General features: G+C 64.9%; 20 protein-coding genes. 8 read left to right on the top strand and 12 right to left on the bottom strand.

Annotated features, from left to right (window positions below):
• Nucleotides 1–317: 317 nt before the first annotated feature.
• The 4 genes from greA (at nt 318) to BerOc1_RS12795 (ending at nt 4,881) form a co-directional block, all read left to right on the top strand.
• On the top strand, nt 318–806 hold the full coding sequence (greA, locus tag BerOc1_RS12780; RefSeq protein ID WP_071547112.1) for a transcription elongation factor GreA: 489 nt from the start codon (nt 318–320) through the stop codon (nt 804–806).
• A gap of 61 nt (nt 807–867) precedes the next feature.
• Nucleotides 868–1,644 carry a hypothetical protein gene (locus tag BerOc1_RS12785; protein ID WP_071546063.1) on the top strand — a complete coding sequence of 259 codons (777 nt, stop codon included), beginning with the start codon at nt 868–870 and terminating at the stop codon, nt 1,642–1,644.
• Nucleotides 1,641–2,285, top strand: coding sequence for an RluA family pseudouridine synthase (locus BerOc1_RS12790; protein ID WP_071546064.1), 645 nt, complete (start codon nt 1,641–1,643; stop codon nt 2,283–2,285). The genes BerOc1_RS12785 and BerOc1_RS12790 overlap by 4 nt, the downstream gene beginning before the upstream one ends.
• A gap of 412 nt (nt 2,286–2,697) precedes the next feature.
• Nucleotides 2,698–4,881, top strand: a complete 2,184-nt coding sequence (locus tag BerOc1_RS12795; protein ID WP_071546065.1) for a glutamine synthetase III family protein — start codon at nt 2,698–2,700, stop codon at nt 4,879–4,881.
• Between the two features lie 569 nt (nt 4,882–5,450).
• Here the strand turns inward: BerOc1_RS12795 and BerOc1_RS12800 are convergent.
• The 11 genes from BerOc1_RS12800 to BerOc1_RS12850 are packed head-to-tail and all read right to left on the bottom strand — an operon-like array spanning nt 5,451 to nt 14,331.
• Nucleotides 5,451–5,909 carry an amphi-Trp domain-containing protein gene (locus BerOc1_RS12800; RefSeq protein WP_071546066.1) on the bottom strand — a complete coding sequence of 153 codons (459 nt, stop codon included), beginning with the start codon at nt 5,907–5,909 and terminating at the stop codon, nt 5,451–5,453.
• Nucleotides 5,906–6,661, bottom strand: a complete 756-nt coding sequence (locus BerOc1_RS12805) for a ParA family protein (RefSeq protein ID WP_071546067.1) — start codon at nt 6,659–6,661, stop codon at nt 5,906–5,908. Before BerOc1_RS12805 ends, BerOc1_RS12800 begins: the two co-directional genes overlap by 4 nt.
• Nucleotides 6,662–6,677: 16 nt before the next feature.
• Nucleotides 6,678–6,863, bottom strand: a complete 186-nt coding sequence (locus BerOc1_RS12810) for a hypothetical protein (RefSeq protein WP_071546068.1) — start codon at nt 6,861–6,863, stop codon at nt 6,678–6,680.
• 35 nt (nt 6,864–6,898) lie between these two features.
• Nucleotides 6,899–7,471: an amphi-Trp domain-containing protein gene (locus BerOc1_RS19425; RefSeq protein WP_071546069.1), complete on the bottom strand. Its 573-nt coding sequence runs from the start codon at nt 7,469–7,471 to the stop codon at nt 6,899–6,901.
• 26 nt (nt 7,472–7,497) lie between these two features.
• Nucleotides 7,498–8,682: a GAK system CofD-like protein gene (locus BerOc1_RS12820; protein ID WP_071546070.1), complete on the bottom strand. Its 1,185-nt coding sequence runs from the start codon at nt 8,680–8,682 to the stop codon at nt 7,498–7,500.
• Between the two features lie 11 nt (nt 8,683–8,693).
• A complete protein-coding gene (locus BerOc1_RS12825; RefSeq protein WP_071546071.1) occupies nt 8,694–9,791 on the bottom strand; it encodes an HprK-related kinase B in 1,098 nt (365 codons plus the stop codon).
• A complete protein-coding gene (locus tag BerOc1_RS12830) occupies nt 9,788–10,660 on the bottom strand; it encodes a GAK system ATP-grasp enzyme (RefSeq protein WP_071546072.1) in 873 nt (290 codons plus the stop codon). Before BerOc1_RS12830 ends, BerOc1_RS12825 begins: the two co-directional genes overlap by 4 nt.
• Nucleotides 10,661–10,679: 19 nt before the next feature.
• Nucleotides 10,680–12,332, bottom strand: a complete 1,653-nt coding sequence (locus tag BerOc1_RS12835) for a phosphate signaling complex PhoU family protein (RefSeq protein ID WP_071546073.1) — start codon at nt 12,330–12,332, stop codon at nt 10,680–10,682.
• Between the two features lie 4 nt (nt 12,333–12,336).
• Nucleotides 12,337–12,603, bottom strand: coding sequence for an amphi-Trp domain-containing protein (locus BerOc1_RS12840; RefSeq protein WP_071546074.1), 267 nt, complete (start codon nt 12,601–12,603; stop codon nt 12,337–12,339).
• An 18-nt stretch (nt 12,604–12,621) separates the two neighbouring features.
• Complete coding sequence (locus tag BerOc1_RS12845) at nt 12,622–13,782, bottom strand: PHP domain-containing protein (RefSeq protein ID WP_371912960.1); 1,161 nt, start codon at nt 13,780–13,782, stop codon at nt 12,622–12,624.
• 24 nt (nt 13,783–13,806) lie between these two features.
• Nucleotides 13,807–14,331, bottom strand: coding sequence for a GAK system XXXCH domain-containing protein (locus BerOc1_RS12850; protein ID WP_071546076.1), 525 nt, complete (start codon nt 14,329–14,331; stop codon nt 13,807–13,809).
• A gap of 189 nt (nt 14,332–14,520) precedes the next feature.
• On the opposite strand from BerOc1_RS12850, the gene BerOc1_RS12855 reads away from it, so the two are divergent.
• Nucleotides 14,521–16,245 carry a bifunctional metallophosphatase/5'-nucleotidase gene (locus BerOc1_RS12855; protein ID WP_071546077.1) on the top strand — a complete coding sequence of 575 codons (1,725 nt, stop codon included), beginning with the start codon at nt 14,521–14,523 and terminating at the stop codon, nt 16,243–16,245.
• 471 nt (nt 16,246–16,716) lie between these two features.
• On the opposite strand, the gene BerOc1_RS12860 is transcribed toward BerOc1_RS12855, so the two are convergent.
• Nucleotides 16,717–17,706 (bottom strand): Gfo/Idh/MocA family protein, encoded by a 990-nt coding sequence (locus BerOc1_RS12860; RefSeq protein WP_071546078.1) that lies wholly within the window; start codon nt 17,704–17,706, stop codon nt 16,717–16,719.
• A gap of 108 nt (nt 17,707–17,814) precedes the next feature.
• On the opposite strand from BerOc1_RS12860, the gene ppnP reads away from it, so the two are divergent.
• From ppnP to BerOc1_RS12875, 3 genes are read left to right on the top strand one after another with little or no spacing between them, the layout of a single operon-like run.
• On the top strand, nt 17,815–18,129 hold the full coding sequence (ppnP, locus tag BerOc1_RS12865; RefSeq protein WP_071546079.1) for a pyrimidine/purine nucleoside phosphorylase: 315 nt from the start codon (nt 17,815–17,817) through the stop codon (nt 18,127–18,129).
• Between the two features lie 8 nt (nt 18,130–18,137).
• Nucleotides 18,138–18,548: a hypothetical protein gene (locus BerOc1_RS12870; RefSeq protein ID WP_071546080.1), complete on the top strand. Its 411-nt coding sequence runs from the start codon at nt 18,138–18,140 to the stop codon at nt 18,546–18,548.
• Nucleotides 18,549–18,607: 59 nt separating this feature from the next.
• Nucleotides 18,608–19,369 carry a substrate-binding periplasmic protein gene (locus BerOc1_RS12875; protein ID WP_084641496.1) on the top strand — a complete coding sequence of 254 codons (762 nt, stop codon included), beginning with the start codon at nt 18,608–18,610 and terminating at the stop codon, nt 19,367–19,369.
• The last annotated feature ends 132 nt before the right edge of the window (nt 19,370–19,501 follow it).

Below are 19,501 nucleotides of genomic sequence, written 5' to 3' on the forward strand. Positions count from 1 at the left end.
CGGCCCCGAACGGGGTCGGCAAAAAAGCGGCGGGACCGGTGTAGCCGACACTCCCGCAAAAGTCTATTCTTGGATTAGAAGTCCGGGTCGTGTCAACAGGTTGTTCTTTCGATTAAGGATATGTACGGGCCGACCAAACGCCCCGTGCGCGCGGGCGGGGGGCGGCCACTTGACCATGGCGTTCGGATGTTCTATCTGAACATGCAGTCAGTTGGATTGACGAGCATGCAGCCGCGCGGCTTTTAAGGATCGCCGCGCGGCCTGTATCTTTTTTTTACTCTCCGACTGAGAATACAATTTAGAGAGGTTTTTTGACCATGGATCGCATTCCCATTTCGAAACAGGGATTTGAAAAGATTTCCCAAGAATTGGAAGATCTGAAGGCCCAACGGCCGGCCATCATCCAGGCGATCGCCGAAGCGCGCGCCGAGGGTGATCTCTCCGAGAACGCCGGGTATGACGCCGCCCGCGAGCGCCAGGGCATGCTCGAGGCGCGCATCACCTACATCAATTCGCACATGCCGCTGTTCGATGTGCTCGACCTGGACGCCCTTTCCGGCGAACGGGCCATATTCGGGGCCACCGTGGTGGTCGAGGACATCGACACCGAGGAGCGGCGCACCTTCACCCTGCTCGGCCCGGACGACGCGGACCACAAGAAGGGCTCCATCTCCGTGCTCTCGCCCATGGGCAAGGCCATCCTGGGCAAGGAGGAGGGCGACGAGGTCATCGTGGACGCCCCGCGCGGGCGCATCGAATACGAGATCGTCTCCGTGGAGTTCCGCGGCTCGGCCGGGTTGAAATAGCGCCGGCGCATACCCATGCCATACCCGCCCCGCCGCCCCAGGGCGGCGGGGCGTTTTCAATATGCAGCCAACACCGATCCGTTCCCTCGGGGAGTTCGACCCCGCCATCGCCTGCCGGGGGTGGTGCGTCCGCTGCGGCCGGGAGCACGCCCTGCCCATCGGCCCGGCGCGCGGCCCGGCGCTGGAACTGTTCGACCGCATGGAGGCGGCCGGGCGCATCGACTTCGACTCGCCCGAGCCCGACCCCAGGCTGTCCACCGACTACCTCTTCGGCCGGGCCGGAGGGCAGATGTTCGGCGTGCTTTCGGCCCGCGACCAAAACGGCGCGACCGTGGTTCTCAAGGCCTTCTCGGGTCAGTACAATTCGATCTGGGAACTGGACGGCTGGGTCCCGCCGCTGATCGACACCGCCCGGTTCAGGCGGGACACCTTCGAGGCCGAGCAGCGCATCAAGGTGCTCGGCCGCGAGATCGTGGCCCAGCCCCTGGGCTCGCCCGCCCGCGACCGCCTCATCCACAAGCGCAGGCGGGCGTCCGCGACCCTGATGCAGGAGATCCACGCCATGTACCGGCTGCCCAATTTCCGGGGCCAGGTCGTGCCCCTGCCCCTGGCCGTGCACCCCGAAGGCAACGCGCCCACGGGCACGGGCGACTGCTGCGCGCCCAAGCTGCTCGGCTACGCCGCCGCCAACGGGCTCACTCCCCTCGGGCTGGCCGAGTTCTACTTCGGCCGGACCAACCCCTCGGGTTCCCGGGAGCACGGCCGGTTCTATCCGTCCTGCCTGGACAAGTGCGGCCGCATCCTCGGTTTTATGCTCTGCGGTCTGGAGGGCGCGTGAACATCCCCGAAGGGCTGAACGTGGTCTATGAGGACGACGTCCTTGTGGTCGTGGACAAGCCGTCCGGCCTGCTGTCCGTGCCCGGCAAGGGCGAGGCCAACCAGGACTGCGTGGCCGCCCGGGTCAGGGCCCGCCATCCCGGCTGCATCGACCAACCCTCGGTCCACCGGCTGGACCAGGACACCTCGGGACTGCTCGCCCTGGCCCTGACCGCCGAGGCCCACCGCGACCTGTCCGGCCAGTTCATGGACCGGCTGGTGGGCAAGCGGTACATCGCGCTCATTGACGGCGTGGTCGAGGAAGAGGGCGGGACCATCGAACTGAGGTTCCGCCTGGACCCGGACAACCGTCCGTACCAGGTCTATGACCCGGTGAACGGCAAGCGCGGCGTGACCCGCTGGCGCAGGCTGGCAGTGGAGAACGGCCGCACCCGGGTGGAGTTCATGCCGCACACCGGGCGCACGCACCAGCTCAGATTGCACTCGGCCCACGAGATGGGGCTCGGCTTTCCCATCGTGGGCGACCGCCTCTACGGCACCGGCACAGGACCGGGCCAGCTCAAGCTCCACGCCTCGCTGCTGCGCCTGCGCCATCCCGTGACCCGCGCCCCCCTGGAATTCGTCTCCCCGGCCCCGTTCTGAACCGGCCCGTCCGGTATCGGTTTGAGGTCGCCCGGATACCATTTTTGTGCTTTTTTGCGCGGCCGCTCCGGCGGCCTGTGGGAAGCCCCCGAAGTGCCCGTGGTTGCGGCCTTTTTCCCTTTCCATTTCCGTCAAAGACTTCGGGAATGAAATGACATGGTTGTGAAAAAAAGCGTTTTTTATCACAAAATTGTCATGGCAAAAGGACGGAAAAACGGGGTTAAACTACATTTTCGTAGTAAATATCGGTTTTTTGGGAAACGGCCTCCGCGTATCCGCCTGGATATACGACATTTTCATTGTTTGGCATGTAACTTGGTATAAAGGGCGACTAGACTATAAGGGTCAGGCGCCCTTTGGCCCGGCCGGACGCCGGAAAACCCCATATTTAATTGCCTGGAAGGAGTATTACATGAGCGGATACCAGACTCGTCAGAACGCAATCAATGCGGTGACCAACTATCAACCCAGCACCGAGACCCTGAATTTCGCGGAGACCTCCCCGGCCGAGATCTTCGGCTCCAACGTCTTCAACGAAAAAGTCATGAAGGCCATGCTGCCCAAGGAAGTCTACAAATCCTTGATGAAGACCAAGATGAACGGCGAGAAGCTGGACCCCTCCGTGGCCGGTCCGGTGGCCGCCGCCATGCGCGAATGGGCCATGGCCAAGGGCGCGACGCATTACACCCACGTCTTCTATCCGCTGACCGGCCTGACCGCCGAGAAGCATGACAGCTTCCTGAACCCCGACGGCGCGGGCGGCGCCATCGCCGAATTCGAGGGCAAGCTGCTCATCCAGGGCGAGCCCGACGCCTCCTCCTTCCCGTCCGGCGGCCTGCGCGCCACCTTCGAAGCCCGCGGCTACACCGCCTGGGACATGACCAACCCGGCCTACATCCTCGAGAACCCCAACGGCACCTTCCTGTGCATCCCGACCGCCTTCGTCTCCTGGAAAGGCCACGCCCTGGACAAGAAGACCCCGCTGCTGCGCGCCAACCAGGCCCTGAACAAGGCCGGCCGCCGCTTCCTCAAGCTGTTCGGCGCCGACGACGGCTCCATGGTCGTGTCCAACGCCGGTCCGGAGCAGGAATACTTCCTGGTGGACCGCAACTTCTTCTTCGCCCGCCCCGACCTGATGGTCTGCGGCCGGACCCTGTTCGGCGCCAAGCCCTCCAAGGGCCAGGAGCTGGACGACCACTACTTCGGCGCCATCCCGCGCCGCGTGCTCTCCTTCATGATGGAGGTCGAGCGTGAACTGTACAAGCTGGGCGTGCCGGTCAAGACCCGCCACAACGAAGTGGCCCCCGGCCAGTTCGAGATCGCCCCGGTCTACGAGCAGTCCAACCTGGCCACCGACCACAACCAGATGGTCATGACCACCCTCAAGTCCGTGGCCAAGAAGCACGGCATGGCCTGCCTGCTGCACGAGAAGCCGTTCGCCGGCATCAACGGCTCGGGCAAGCACCTGAACTACTCCATCTCCACCGCCTCCCTGGGCTCCCTGTACTCCCCGGGCGACACCCCGCACAAGAACATGCAGTTCCTGGCGGTCACCGCGGCCACCATCCGCGCCGTGGAAAAATACTCCAAGCTGCTCCGCGCCGTGGTCGCCTCCGCAGGCAACGACCATCGCCTGGGCGCCAACGAGGCCCCGCCGGCCATCATCTCCATCTTCCTGGGTGAGGAGCTGGCCGAGATCTTCAACCAGATCGAACTGGGCGACCTCAAGGGCTGCAAGGCCAAGGGCTGCCTCGAGCTGGGTGTCGACACCCTGCCCCCGCTGCCCATGGATTCCGGCGACCGCAACCGCACCTCCCCGTTCGCCTTCACCGGCAACCGCTTCGAGTTCCGCGCGGTCGGCTCCAACCAGTCCATCGCCGGCGCCCAGGTGGCCCTGAACACCATCCTGGCCGAGTCCCTGGACTACATCACCGACGAGATCACCAAGATCACCGGCGGCAAGAAGTCCGGCCTCAAGGAAGCCTGCCAGAAGGTCCTGCAGGGCATCATGAAGCAGCACGGCCACGTGATCTTCAACGGCGACGGCTACGCCGACGCCTGGCAGAAGGAAGCCGCCAAGCGCGGTCTGCCCAACCTGAAGACCACCCCGGACGCGCTGCCCGCCCTTATCGACAAGGACGTGGTCGCGGTCTTCGAGAAGTACGGCGTCCTGTCCAAGGACGAACTGCACTCCCGCTACGAGATCTACCACGAGCAGTACTGCCAGCACATCGTCACCGAGTCCCTGCTGACCATCAAGGTCGCCAAGACCATCATCCTGCCCTCCGCCATCCGCTACCAGGGCGAACTGGCCCAGGTCGCCGCGTCCATCAAGGCCGCCGGCATCGAGCCCCGCACCATCCTGCTCCAGGAAGTCACCGACAAGCTGCGTGACCTCCAGCAGAACATCGTGGCCCTGGAAAAGATCGTGGCCAAGGAGGACTTCAAGTCCGTCGAGGAAGACGCCAAGTACAAGGTCACCAAGACCCTGCCCGCCATGCTCGCCGTCCGCGAAGTGGCCGACGCCCTCGAAGGCATTGTGGCCGACGACCTCTGGCCCCTGCCCAGCTACCAGGAAATGCTCTTCATCAAGTAAGCGCGCTCCTGCCAAGCGTAAAAACAAGGGCTCCGGCGTTGCCGGGGCCCTTTTTTTACGCTTGTGGAGCGCGCGGGCGCGCGGCTTCCGATAGCGGGCCATCCGCACATTTTTTCCGGGGGCTTCCATCCTCACGTAGACGGCTACGCTGCGGTGAAAGCCCCCGGAAGAAAATGCACGGCTGACCCACTCTCGAAAGCCCTGGTCCGTGCCAGCGCGGGGGAGAGAGCCGCTGTCGGGTGGCGTTGCCACCCGAATCGCTCCAAAGAGGACGCATTGTGCGAGGGGAGGGAGAGGGGAGAGCCGCTGTTTGGGGCTGGCGCCCCAAAGGCGCTCCATGAGGGAGAGCGGGAAAGCGGGGCCTAATAGGGTGGAAGCACCCCGCGAAGCAGCTACAAAAAGTTTGGGAAAAGGAGGGGGGGCCGGGGGAGCGGCGGCTCTTGGCGAGTCTTCAAGCCTTAGAGATGGCGACAGCAGCGATAGGGGACTTCCCCCGGCCGCCGGAGGCGGAACCAAAGCGGGCCCGGCACCACAGTGCCGGGCCCGCTTTGGTTAGCACATGGTGGTGGCTATTCGCCGGAGATTTTGAGGGATTCGGCTTGGGAGCCGTCGTCGAGCCATTCAAGTTCGATCTCGCATTTGGCCTTGTCTTTTTTGCGGGCGAGTTTGAGTTCCACCTGCATGGTGTCGGGCACGCCGAGGACCAGGGAGTCGTTCTCGTTTTCGGCGCGGATGACGCCGGATTCGAGCGAGTCGGCCAGGTCCTTGAGGTAGGCGACGACCTGGGCCGTGTCCATGGTCTGTTCGATCTTGATCTTGCCTTTGCCCATAGTCATCTCCTCGTTGCTCCCGTGGGCCCGGAACAGCGGGGTTCGCGGGGCGGCCGTTTCGGCGGCCTTGGCGGCGCAGGCCGGGGGAGCGGGTTGCGTGGTTTCGTCGGACGGGCGGTTCGCCGTCATCGGGCGGGCCGGGGCCGCGTCCGGGGTGACCCAGTCCAGGGGGTTGGTCCCGAGTCTCTCGTCGCTCATGGGGCACCTCTGCGGAGCAGTTCCAGGGCCAGGTTCCGGTAGTCGGCGGCCCCGTGGCTGCGGGGTTTGTAGGTGAAGATGTCCTTGCCGAAGCTGGGGGCCTCGGCCAGGGAAATGTTGTCGCGGATGGTCGTTTCCAGCAGGGCGTCGCCGAAGTAGTCCTTGATCTTGCGCCGGATTTCCCGGTTGAGCTTGCGGGTGCGCTGGTAGCGGGTCATGAGGATGCCGGACAGGGCCAGGTCCGGGTTCCAGCCCTCGCGGATGGCCTTGACCGTCTCCATGAGCTTGCCCAGGGACTGCAGGGCCAGGAATTCCGGCTGCACCGGGACGAGCAGTTCGCCCGCCGCGACCATGGCGTTCAGGGTGAGCATGCCGAGGTTGGGCGGGCAGTCGATGATGGCGAAGTCGTAGTCCCGGGCCCGGGAGAGTGCGTCGCGCAACCGCGTCTCGCGGTCCGTTGCCGAGGCCAGGTCCACCTCGGTCCCGGCCAGGGCCACGGAGGCGGGGACCACCTTGAGCGGTCCGACCTCCATGGTCACGGCGTCGAGCGGGCATTCGCGCATCAAGGCCGCGCCCATGGTCCGGGGCAGCTCGTGGGCCATGATGCCCAGGGAATAGGTCAGGTGCGCCTGGGGATCGAGGTCCAGCAGCAGCACGCGCCGGTCCTGCCGGGCCAGGGCCCCGCCGAGGTTCACGGCCGTGGACGTCTTGCCCACGCCTCCCTTCTGGTTCAGTACGGCGATGATGCGCATGGGGCTCCGTATCGGTCTAGTGCGTGGTCTGCAGGGTGATCTTCTTGATGACGTATTCCCGCCCGTAGCGGCAGCTCAGGGAGTTGATCCGCTCGAGTATCCGGTCGCGCTCGTCCTCGAGCAGGTCGGGATTCTCCTCCTCGATGCCGAACAGGTCGGCCACCTCGGTCCATTCGAAACTCTGGTCGTGCGTTTCAGTCATTGTCGTTTCTCCACATTGCGCCTGGGCGCCGTGTCTTATTTGTTCCCGGCGGGTTTGGCCGGTGCTTTCTCGGCAGGGGGTTTCCCGGCGGCGGACTTTTTGGCCGCCTTCTTGGCCGCGCTCTTTTTCGGGGTCGACTTTTTGGCCACGGGTTTCCGGGCCGCCGTCTTCGCGGCCGCATCCTTTTGAGGCGCGGCGTCCTTGGTTTCGGGGGTGGCTACGGGCGTCGGGGCGGGCTTGGCGGGCACCTTGGCCGCCTCGGTCTTGGCCGGGGCCATGGCGGGCTTTTGGGCCGCCGGGGGCTTGGCCTCGGGCTGGATTGCGGGCGCACCGCCCTCGGGCTGGACCGCTGGCACGGTCTCGCCGATCTTCAGGTCGGCGGACGCGGCCTCGGTCCAGCTCAGTTCAAAGGAAATCTTCTGCTTGTCTTTCTTGGTCTTGGCCTCCACCTTGATGCCCACCTGGGCCGCAGGCTTCATGACCACGTGTTCCTCGCCGCTCTCCAGCACGATGGTGCCGGACCGGAAGCTCTTGGCCAGGTCCTCGATGTAGGACACGGCGTCCTTGTATTCCAGGACCTTCTTGACGCTGATCTTCTGCTTATCCATGTTCGCAACCTCCTTTGGGTAGGCCGTCAGCACAGCGACAGCAAAAATTCGCTCAACGCTCGCCCGTCGATGTCCGGGGCGCTCTGCTCGGTGACGAGCGGGGCCTCGATCACCGTGAATCCGCGTTCCTCGAGGCGTTTCTTGTCGATTCCGCCCGCGTACCGGCCGTTCTTGGCATCCACCAGGACGTAGCCCAGGACCTCGCCGTTCCCGGCCCCGGCGTCGGCGCGCAGGTGGCGGCAGAGGACCTCGGCCCGGTCGGCCACGGACATGCCCGGGGTCTCGGGGTCCGCGCCCGTGGACGGGACGAAAATCTTGGGGCAGGTGTTGGCGGCCACGGCCCGGCCCACGCCGTCGGCCAGCAGGTTGGCCACCACGCTGGAATAGAAGCTGCCCGGCGGGTAGCAGATCAGGTCCGCCTTGCCGATCCACTCCTTGACCTTGTTGCGGATGGCCGTGCGCACGCGCTCCCCGGAGTCCAGGGAGGACGTCAGCCAGATGTCCTCCACGGCCGCTTTGAGCGGGGCGGATTCCTTGCCGGTGATCAGGTGCTGGCCCACGATGGTCCGGCCGTCGGTCAGGCGTACGGCCAGGTGCAGGTCCTTGTTCACGGTCGGGCGGACCACGCCGCAGACCTGGACCAGCTTGGAGAAGAGATAGACGACCGGGTCGAGCTGGCGGCGGTTGGACAGATACCCGGCGGTCAGGACCAGGTTGCCGATGGATGCCCCCCCGAGGTCGAAGTCGGCGGGCATGCGCTCCAGGAACTCGTAGAAATGGTTGCGGATGATCTTGCGCATGGGGTCCGGGATGCGCCGGACCAGGGGGTGCACCCCGGCGGCCATGGCGTCCAGCTCCCCGCGCAGGGCGTCGGGCTCGCCGTCCTTGGGCAGCCGGTGGGTGAACAGGGCGTATATCTCGGGGTTGCCCTTGACCGACTGGTCGGCCAGGGCCATGAGCCGGTTGCGGATGTCGCCCACGGCGGGCATGGCGAAGGCCTTGCGGATGACCGCCGAACTGCCGCCCGAGTCGAACGGGGTGATCAGGTGGATGGAGTTGTGGGTGTAGCGGATGAGCTCCCGGGAGGTGTCCCGCAATGCCGTGCCGCCGCTGAAGAAGAGCACGGACGGCCCGAGTTCGGGGGCCCGCCTGAACTGCTCAAGCTTGCGGGGGTCCGGGATGGTGACGTCCCTGGTGACTCGAATGCGCACTGTCCGCTCCGTCAGTCGGTCGGCAGAAGGCCGGTTTCCATGAAATGCAAGCATACATCGGAAGCGCGGTCGAAGTCCACGCCCCCGTCGATCTCGATGACCTTGCCCCGGGCCAGCAGTTCGGCGTAGGCCCCGGCGTCCGGATCGTCCCGGCGGGCCGGGTCGTCGGGCAGGTAGAACAGCCCCGTGGGCTTCATGAACGCGGGCAAGAGGTCGGTGCGCTCCCTGGGGTCCACCAGGCGCGCGCGCAGGGGCGAGTCGTCCCGCTGCCAGTTGAGGATGACCAGCGCGTCCATGGGGCAGCGCAGCTCGAACCGGCCAGGGCCGTAGCACTCGTCGATGAGCGCGTCGTACTTGTGCTCCAGTTGCCAGAGCTCGTCCTGGGGCATGGACAGGAATTTCTCGCGCAGGCCCGGCTCCACGATGCCGCGCAGGTCCGGGTTGTTCAGGGCCGTGCCCGGATTGATGCGCGGCTGTTTGGCCACCCCGTACATGACCAGCCCCTTGCCGTCCGCTTCGACCATGACCCGGTCGTTGGAGATGAAGGTGGTCCCCTTGCTCATCAGGTGCAGGGCCAGGGTGGACTTGCCCGCGCCCGAGAACCCGGCCAGCGAGATACCGCGTTCTCCCCAACGCACCCCGGCCGCGTGGCCCAGGAAACCGCCCCGGTTGAGCTTCCACTCGATGAACCGGTTGTTTACGAAATTGATGACCTGGTTGGCATTCTCCAGGCACGGCCCCACCGCCACGTTTTCGCCCTGGCCGAAGAGGAAGTGCATGCCGGTCAACCGCTTGCGGACCACGCGCCCGTCCGGCAGGTCGACCCACTCCTCCTTGATCTTGGTCTTGCCCGGATCGGGCCGCTTGACGTTGAAGGCGAGATCGCTCTCCACATTCGGGCATTCGTGGGCCGAAATGACGATCCGGGCCTCGCCCGGTTCGGCCAGGAACTCCTTGAAATAGTCGGTCAGGGCGTCGTGTAGTCCGTCCGTGGAGCAGGCCACCCTGATGCGGCAGCCGCCCAAATCGAGGTGGAGTTCACGGATGGCCGGGCAGGCCGTTTTCACGGCCTCGGCCAGTTGCCCGCGGGTCGTGCCGGTCAGCTTCATTTGAGTCTCTCCATGACGTAGTCCACGTAGCGCGCGGCCGCGTCGATGCCGCTGGTCTCCTGGATGCCCCGGAAGCCCCCGAACACCGAGACCTCGAAGACGTAGGGGCCGTTGTCGGTGATGGCCACGTCCACGCAGGTGAAGTCGAGATTGAAGTCGGCCTGGGCCCTGCGGGCCAGTTCGATGATCTCGGGCGCGGGCTCGTAGGGCCGGTACTTGCCGCCCGAGGCCGTGGTCGTGTTCCACGCCCCGTTGGTCTTGCACCGGGCATAGGTGGTCAGGTACTCGCCGCCCAGGAAGGCGATGCCCAGGTCCAGGTCGCCCAGGTCGATGGTCTTCTGGATGTACATGATCGGGTTTTCCGCCCGGTATTCCTCGATGGCCGCCCGGGCGTCCGGGCCGTTTCGCAGCACGGACATGCCCCGCGCCTTGGAGGTGTACAGCGGCTTGAACACGGCCTCGCCGTAGTTCTTAAGCGCCACCAGGGCCTGGTCCACGGATTCGGTGATGGTCGTGGGCGGCATGGGGATGTCCTTGAGCTGGAGCGAGACGGTGCAGGACAGCCGGTCCAGGGCGCGCAGGATGGAGTAGGGCGAGCTGAAAATCCTGAGCCCCTTCTCGTGCAGGTAGCGCAGGACCTCGAGGCGGTCCAGCAGGTCCGGGGAGTAGCGCGCGCCGATCTTCTTGATGATCAGCGCATCGAAATCCGTCAGGTTGTGCCCGTTGTAGAAGGCGTCGCCCGAAGGCAGGTCCAGGCGCACGTCCTCCATGTTGATGAGCACGCGCTCGCCGCCGGTCTTCTCGGCCACGGTGTCCGCCAGTTTTTCCGAGGACCAGCCGCCCTCGATGCCAATGACTCCTATCTTCACGAAACGGCTCCTTGATTGCCTAGTAGTAGAGGACGTCCTCGGGCAGGGAGAACTGTTCCCAGGCCCCGCCCCGGTATTGCTCGATCTTTTCCAGCAGGAACATGGACCGGTTGTACATCTCCTTGGCGAACTTGTAGTTCAGCTCGAACCGGGTGGAGGTGTAGAAGCTGCGCGCCAGGGCGAAGGCCAGCCGGGCCTGGACCGTGGCGTCACGGTGGCGCTGGGCGAATTCCCGGATGAACCCGTAGAACTGCTTGATGACCGCGTTGATGCGATCGCGGTGGTCGCGGTCGAACAGGGGCACGCGGAAGTTGGAGATCAGGAAGACCGAGGCGTCCTGGATGTAGTCGAAGTCCCGCGAACGGTACAGGTCGATGTAGTGTATCTGCTGGGCCTCGTGGTTGTAGACCACGTTGTTGATGTTGAAATCCCCGTGGATGAAGACCGAGAAGGGCGCTTCCAGCTCGTCCTCGGCATTGGCGCAGGCCGACAGCAGTGCCTCGGTGGAACGGACCTCGGACCCGCCCAGGGACTTGGGAGAGCGCCAGAACTCGGGGTGGGTCTGGAGCACGCCCTCCAGCCGGGACTGTATCTGCCACATGTAATTGGTCTTGATGGGCAGGTCGACCATGGTTTTCGTCCACGTCTCGAGCACGGTGTTTTCCAGGATGAACAGGGCGTTGCGGACCAGTTCGTCGTCGCCGGACAGGATCACTTCGTCCAGGGTGCAGCCGTTGAGGAACTCCACCAGCATGGAGCCCTTGTCCGCGTCCTCGTGGAAGCCGTAGATGTCGGCCACCAGGTCCGGGAAGAGCTGCTTCCAGCGCTGGATGGACTCCCGCTCCTTGCGGATCTTCTCCAGGTTGCCCTCCTTGTAGATGGACCCCTGCTTCTTCTCCTCGGAGGTCAGCTCGGCCTCGCGCTGCTCCACCTTGCCGATGCGGCAGCCCGAGCGCGTGCCCCAGATGGCGCTGAAGTCGATGTCGGAAAAGGAGTCGCTGAACCCGGACTTGGTCAGGGTCTGCTGCAGAGCCTCGAACTGCTCGATCTTGATGCGCTCGCCGAGCAGGGAGAAGATGACCGCCTCGCCGATGTTCAGCAGGGCGTCGCCCACCCGCTCGAAATAGCGGAAGATGAACAGCACCGTGACCAGGGATTGCGCGTCGCGGCCCATGCCCATTTCGTTCATGACCCGGTCGAAGCGGACCTTGTACACGTCGTCGAGCATGGGCTCGGCCTTGCAGATGTACAGGGCCTTGGACATGTCCTCCTCGTGGAAGGCGTCCAGGATGGCCCCCAGCCGGGAGAGCATGATCTCGAAGACCTCGGTGTAGTCGTAGCGCTGCACGAAGGACTGGTCGTCGAGATATTGCATCTGCTTGACGATGTTGACGAAATAGTCGGCGATCTTCTCCAGGTTCACGCAGATGACCTGGATGGCCCGGATCTTGTTCAGCTGGCGCTTGTCCAGGGAATGGTCCAGGTGGATGCGCGAGTAGCACTTGTTCTCGATGATCGTCTTGAGGTTGTCGATGTAGTCGTCGCGAGAGGTGATCTTGGCGTACCGTTTGCGCGACGGGGCATCCATGAACTTCTGCGTGGAGCGGGCCTGGTTCTCCACCTCGAAGACGATGAACTTGAAGTTCTCGTCCAGTCCTTCGAATGTCATCATGGGCTCAGCGGACCTTGAGGAAGGCGTCTTCGGCCGGTTGGATGGAGGGGGCGTCCTTCCAGGACACCTTGATGGACAGCTTGTTCTCCGCCCCCTTCTTCTTGGCCTTGACCGTGAAGTTGAGCAGTCCCTGGGGCGCGAGATGGATCTCGTCGCCGTTGGTGGACAGGTCGATGGAGTGCTTTTCGAATCCCTCGATCAGGGATTCGAGGAATTCCTTGATGGACTCACAGTCCTGCAGCGAATCGAATACGAACTTTTCTTCTGCCATGGGGATGTCCTTGCCTGCCTATCCCGCCAGGCGGGCTTTGTACTCCTTGATCACAGAGCGTCTGGAGATGTTGTTGACGATGAGCTTCTTGCGGATGCGCAGGTCCTCCCAGGCCGGTTGGTAGCCGATCTCGCGGCCCGCCTTTTCCGGGTCCTGCTGGTCCTCGGGCTTGGTCTTCTCGCCCATGTGGCAGTCGTCGCCCATGAAGATGAGCTTGTCCCTGCCGGACGCGCGCCGCCCGTTCTGTTCGTTGACCACGGAGATCAGAAACTCCGTGTATTCCTGTGACTGGGGGTTCCAGACCTCGATGCCGTCCACGTCGTAGTCGCGCAGCAGAATGGGCCAGAACTGTTCCGGGTGGGGGATGACGATGCAGCCGCCAAGCCCCCGGACCTCTTCGATGACCTCGCTGGCCCGGTAGAAGAAGGACAGGTCGAACCCCTCCTTGACCAGCTGCTTGACCGCCTTGAGATAGGCCTGGACGCGATCGGTCGCGGTATCGCCGAGCTCCTTGCGCATGGCGTCGAACCAGTTGCGCAAGAGCTTGTTCTTGACCGACTGGCGCGGCACGTCGGTCCAGTGTTTGTCCAGCAATCGCTCCACCTTGGAGACGTTGATGCGGACGAAATCGATAAGTTCCCGGTCGGCGCCCGTGGACTTGGCCGCGCGTTCGATGCGCGCCCCGTCCGGCCGGGTGATGGTGTGCATGAATTCGAACAGCTGGCCCGAGCGGTACTTGAAGGTGTGGGCCAGCATGGACTTGAGTACGCCCGCGTCCTCGACCCGCTCGTTGGCGAAGTGCAGCAGCAGCTGGACCTTGCGGTTGAAGCCGGACGAAAAGCAGTCCACCTCCACCCCGGTGTAGCCGTCCCAGCTCATGAGCTGGTTGTGCTGGGTGGGGATGAGCAGCTCGTCCGTGCGGTTGGGGAACATGGCGTCCACCCGGGCGCGGATGTGCTCCATGGGCACGAACTCCGGGTGCCAGTGCGTGGCCAGCAGGCTCTCCTGGCGCACGTGGACGTTCTTCGGCGAGACCACCTGCTCCACCTGCCAGGGTTCGAGGTCGGTGGAGACCACGGCGAAGAACCGCTTTTCGTCGGCCTCGGTGATCTCCTCGTCGGCCTCTACCGGGATGGTCCGGCAGTCGCACGCCTTGGGGTCGGTCTTGATCAGTTTCATGGGCATGATCCGGGGTCGGGTGTTTCAGTCGTACTTGGCGTGGCAGCGGCTCTTTTCATGGACCAGGGCGTCCACGGCCGCGTGCATCCGCTCCAGTTCGCCGGATTCGAAGGCCGCTTTCAGCTCCGCGCACGCCTTGCCGTAGCTCTCGTAATACTCGTCCCCGTATCCGGGGTAGGTGACCATCAGGGCCGAGTCGGCCAGGAAGGCGTCCACCGCCTCCTTGGGCGGCATGGTCCCTTCGTGGGCCATCTTGACCAGCATCTTGAAGCTGCCGCGCATGCGCTTCTTGAGGTCCTTGTACTTGGGCTTGACGATCTCGCCGTCCTCGCCCACGACATCGGGCGCGCACGGCTTGGCCGCCTTGAACTTGGCCTTGAGGCTGATCTGCCCGTATTCGCTCTTCACGCCGATCTTGATCTTGCGGAAGTCGTCCACGCAGGCGAATTCGTCGTGGCCGCCGTTCTCCACGGCGTCGGCCAGCTCGCGGAAGAAGGCGGCCAGCTCCTTGGGCTCGAGGTATTTGCTGATGGTCATGTCGTTGCTCATGAAGAATCTCCCTTGAGTATGAGTGTTTCGACCATACCGGGAAAACGCGTTGCAATACAATGCGCGTTGCGGAATTGTCACAATTGTTCACACAGCGGTCCGCGCCCTTGGGGACGGCCGTTCCCCGCACGCAGACATTCCATTTTGAAGGAAATGCTGGTACCCAGCCCGTAATAGCCGGAGGTTCCCATGATACGCCTTGCTGCCCGACTTGTCCTGGCCGTCCTCATCCTTTCCTGGCCGGTCACGGCCCGCGCCTTTGACGTCACCCTGCTGCACGTCAACGACTCCCATTCCTACCTGGATCCCACCGCCGAAACGCTCGCCCTGCAGGGCAAGCCCGTCTACGCCCGCCTGGGCGGCTGGGCGCGCCTCAAGAGCGCGGTGGACGCGGTCCGCGCCGGGAGGGGAGACGTGGTCCTGCTTCACGCGGGCGACGCGGTGCAGGGCGGCCTCTACTACATGAAGTACGGGGGCAAACCCGAGATGGAGTTCCTGGACAGGCTCGGCTTCGACGCCTTTGTCCCGGGCAACCACGAGTTCGACCGGGGGGCGCCGTACCTGGCCCGGGTCCTCGGCTATACCAAGGTCCCGGTGGTCTGCGCCAACCTGGACGGATCGGCGGTCCCGGCCCTGGCCGCGCGGGTCCGGCCCTACGTCATCGCCGAGCGAAGTGGCGAGCGGATCGGGATCGTCGGCCTGATCACCCCGGAGACCGAATCCATCTCCAGTCCCGGCGAGGTGCGATTCACCGACACGGTCCACACGGCCACCCTCATCGTGCGCGAGCTTCAGGCGCGCGGCGTGAACAAGATCGTGCTCCTGACACACCAGGGGTTCGAGGCGGACAAGCGGCTGGCCGCCGAGGTCCCGGGCGTGGACGTCATCGTGGGCGGCCACTCCCACACCCTGCTCGGCAACTCCGGCATCGAGGCCATGGGCCTGCGCCCGGCCGCCGCCTACCCGACCGTGGTTAAGGGCGCGGACGGCGACGACGTGTACGTGGTCACGGCCTGGAAATGGGGCCGCGTGCTCGGCCGCCTGGACCTGACCTTCGACGACGAGGGCCATGTCACCAGGGCCGAGGGCAAGCCCCTCCTGATCCTGGCCGACGGCTTCAAGCGCAAGAACGACGCCGGGCAGAAAGTCGCGCTCCAGGGCGCGGAGCGCGACGAACTGCTGGCCTTCATCCAGGCCGATCCCGAGGCCGCCGTGGTGCCCGCCGACCCGGTCGCGCGCAAGTTTCTCGGCCCGTTCAGCGAAGGCGTGGAGGCCATGCGCACCGAGGTCATCGGCGAGGCCGTCCTGCCCCTGCCGCACATCCGCGTGCCCGGCACGACCGACTCCGGCGAATCCCTGCCGCGCGGCAGCCTCATCGCGCCCCTGGTCTGCCGGTCCATGCTCGCCCGGCTCGAGGGTACCGGCGAGCCCGCAGACATCGCCCTGCAGAACGCGGGCGGCGTGCGCGAATCCGTGGACCAGGGCGACATCACCATGGGCACCGCCTACACCCTGCTGCCGTTCAACAACACCCTGGTGCTGCTCGAACTGACCGGCGAACAGGTCCGCCAGACGCTCGAAACCGGCGTGGACCGGGGCGGCGGAGCGTTCCTCTACGCCGGCGGGTTGCGCTACACCGCCGACATGCGCCGCCCCGAAGGCGAACGCGTGCTCTGCATCGATACCCTCGACAACGCGGGCAACTGGACACCGCTCGACCCGGCCCGGGCCTACCGCGTGGTCACCAATTCCTACCTCGCCTCGGGCGGCGACGGCTTCGATATCCTCAAATCCGCGGCGTCCAGCTACGACACCGGCTTCGTCGACGCCCAGGCGTTCATCGACTACGTCCGGCAACAACGCATGCTCAAGCCGCTGCCTACCACGGGCGTGACGTACATCCCCGCCAAATAGACGGATGATGTCTCCGGCGGGCCCTCGCCGGGCGGGCGTCTCCGACGGCCAGGGAACCCTTTGGGAAAAGGGTTCCCTGGACCCTCCCAAACCTTTTGTGTCGCCTTTGGCGAAGGGGCGTGAGTGGAAAGGCGGCTCTTTTCGCGCGGGTGTTGGATGGGCCCGGCTCGGCGGTGTCCCGAAGGGTTCGCGCCGGGCGTCCATGGGCCTCGGAGGGCCGTTCGGCGCGAACCCTTCGGGACGGTTGCCGACGCCGCCAGGCAGGACGCGGGTCAAGAATTTATGAGAAGGCGGCGTTTTTAGCCGAGGCGGGAGAAGGCAGCTTTATCGTTCTGTTGCCGTCCGCGAAGCGGCAACAAAAAGTTTAGGAGGGAAGAGGGGATGGGGGTCCGGGGAAAGGGGAGAAGGGAACCCCTTTTCAAAGGGTTCCCTTCTCCCCTTTCCCCGGCCGCCGGAGGCTCCAACCGCCGGTCAGCAGTTTTGCCAGGTACCGGTTTCGGCGCTTTGGAACAGGGCGTCCACGGTGTGTTGGTTGGCGAAGGAGTCCATGATGGAGATGGGCGCGGGGGTGTCTTCGAGTATGGATTGGGCGAAGGTGTCGGCCTGGAGGGTGTACTGGTCGCAGGGGTCGAAGGTGATGGCTTTGGTCTCGTCGCCTTGCTGGAGCAGGATTTCCGTGGGGGCGTCCGGCGGGGCGTTGAACGGGATGATGATTTCGATGCGGCCTTGTTCGCCCAGGAGGTTGACCCGCTGGTAGGGGGCCAGCTGGGTGGAGCAGGTGAAGGTGGACAGCCTGCCGCCGAAGTCCAGCATGCCCGAGAAGGTCCGGTCCGTGCAGAAGCAGGGATCCTTGTCCATCCAGCCGAAGGCGCGCCGGGGTTGGGCGTTGAACAGCAGGCGCGACAGGGAGACCTGGTAGCAGCCGATGTCCATGAGTCCGCCACCGCCCATGTCGGCCTTGTTGCGGATGTTGCCGGGGTCGTTGTTGAAATAGGAGAAGAAGGACTGGATCGCGGTCGGCGCGCCGATGGCGCCCTGGTCCACGAGCCGCTTGGTCTCCACCCATTGCGGGTGGAAGCGGTACATGAACGCCTCCATGACCTTGATGTCGGGATGCGCGGCCAGGGCGTTGATCAGCCGGTTGACCTCGCCGTCGTTCAACCCCATGGGCTTCTCGCAGAGCACGTGCTTGTTCCGGGCCATGGCCTTGAGGGTCCATTCCACGTGCAGGTGGTTGGGCAGGGGGATGTAGACCGCGTCGATGTCCCGGTCGGCCAACAGGTCCTCGTAGGAGCCGTAGGCCTTGGGAATGCCCAGCTCCTCGGCGGCCCGGCTTGCGGCCTGGGCGTCGCGGGAGCAGATGGCCGCGACCTCGCAGTTGTTGGCCCGCTGCATGCCGGGTATGACCTTGGTGCGGCCGATCTTGGCGGTGGACAGTACGCCGATGCGGATTTTCTTCATGGGCTCTCCCAGGGTTGACGGTGATTGCCGCCACCCAGTATAACCGGAATTCGTTACCACGCAAGCGCGGATATCCCCGCGACCCAGCCACCAACAACCGGAGAGAGCATGACCGCATTCGCCAACGTCACCGTTAACAAAAAAGCCAACATCTATTTCGACGGCAAAGTCACCAGCCGGGTCATCACCTTGAATGACGGCAGCGTGAAGACGCTCGGCATCATGCTGCCCGGCGAATACGAGTTCAGCACCGACAAGCCGGAATTCATGGAGATCACCGCAGGCGAACTGTGCGTGCAGCTGCCCGGCTTCGACGAATGGGTGGCCGTGACCGCCGGGCAGAGCTTCAATGTCCCGGGTGAGGCCAAGTTCCGTCTCAAGGTCAGCACCGTGACCGACTACTGTTGTTCCTACCTGGACTAGGAGGGGCCGTGTCCGATCAAGGCCAGAGAATCGAGTTTGAAGGCAAGGGCCCCTATCTGTTTCAGTTGTTGGCCGATCCGCCCGAAGCCACGCTGCTGGAGGACCACGAGGTCTGCCTGTTCCAGTTCGGCCAGCTGTACCTGCCCGTGGCCCTGTCCGCCTGCGGCCCCATGGCCGAGGCTCTGACCGAGATGTCGCAGGCCGCCTCGGGCCCGGAGCGCGAGGGTATGATTCCCCTGCAGTTCGACCTCTCCGAGACCCTGGAACTGCCCCCCCTGACCGGCGTGGCCGGGACGAGCTTCCAGCATGACGACGTCATCTATCTCGACGTGTTCTTCGGCCAGGCCGAGGCGCGGTTGTGCTTCTCCATCCTGGCAGCCGCGGTCATAGGCCAGGTCCTGTCCCAGGTGGCCGGGTAGCGGGGCCGGTCTTGGCCCCGGCACGGCGTCTCCGGGACAACCGGTTGCGGCCGCGCCTCATGGCGCGGCCGCTGCGCCTGCTTCTGCCGTGCCTGCTCCTGCTGACCGTTCCCTGCCTGGCCGACGGCCTGTCGGATTCCGTCCTCCTGACCAGCGGAGAGTGGCCCCCGTTCTATTCCGCCTCCCTGCCCGGCGGCGGATTCGCCAACCGCGTCATCCGGGAGAGCTTCGCCCTGGAGGGGATCGCGGCCGATTTCACCTTTCTCCCCTGGCGGCGCGCCCTGGAGACGGCCGATCACGGGCCCGCCGCGGGGTCCGCCGGGTGGATGCCCATGGCGGTGCGGGAAAAGCGGTTCCTGTTCAGCGACCCGGTCTTCTCCTCGACCAGGGTCTTTTTCCACCTCCGGGACGTCCCTTTTGACTGGCGCAGGCTCGAAGACGTGCGGGACCTGCGGGTGGGCATCACCCTGGGCAGCGCCGAGGAGTTCCCGTTTAAGGATGCCATGGCCGGCGGTCGGGGCAAGCTGGACGTGGCCTCGAGCTATGAGGCGGGCATGAAGATGCTCATCGCCGGGCGGGTGGACGTCTACGCCTGCAACAAGGCCGTGGGCCTCTTCATCCTGGTCAACCGGATCGGCGCGGGCGCGGACCGGGTCGTCTACAACCCCAGGCCGATCTTCACCGAGACCAACCACCTCATCCTCAGCCGACGCCTGCCCGATGCCGAGGCCCTTATGGCCCGCTTCAACAAGGGGTTGCGCAGGCTGCGCGGAAGCGGCCGCTACGACCGGATCAGGCTGGATTATCCCGGCCTGGACTGACCTTTCCCCATCCCCTTGACGGGGATCGTTTTTCCCTTCCCCCGGTTGACAAAGTGTCGTTTCTGTGATCTTTTTTCAGACGCACCGCAAACGTTTGCGGCAACGTTTGCGGTGCCGATCGCACCGGATCCG

Origin of the sequence: Pseudodesulfovibrio hydrargyri, assembly GCF_001874525.1 — a bacterium.
In the GTDB taxonomy this organism is placed as follows: domain Bacteria; phylum Desulfobacterota; class Desulfovibrionia; order Desulfovibrionales; family Desulfovibrionaceae; genus Pseudodesulfovibrio; species Pseudodesulfovibrio hydrargyri.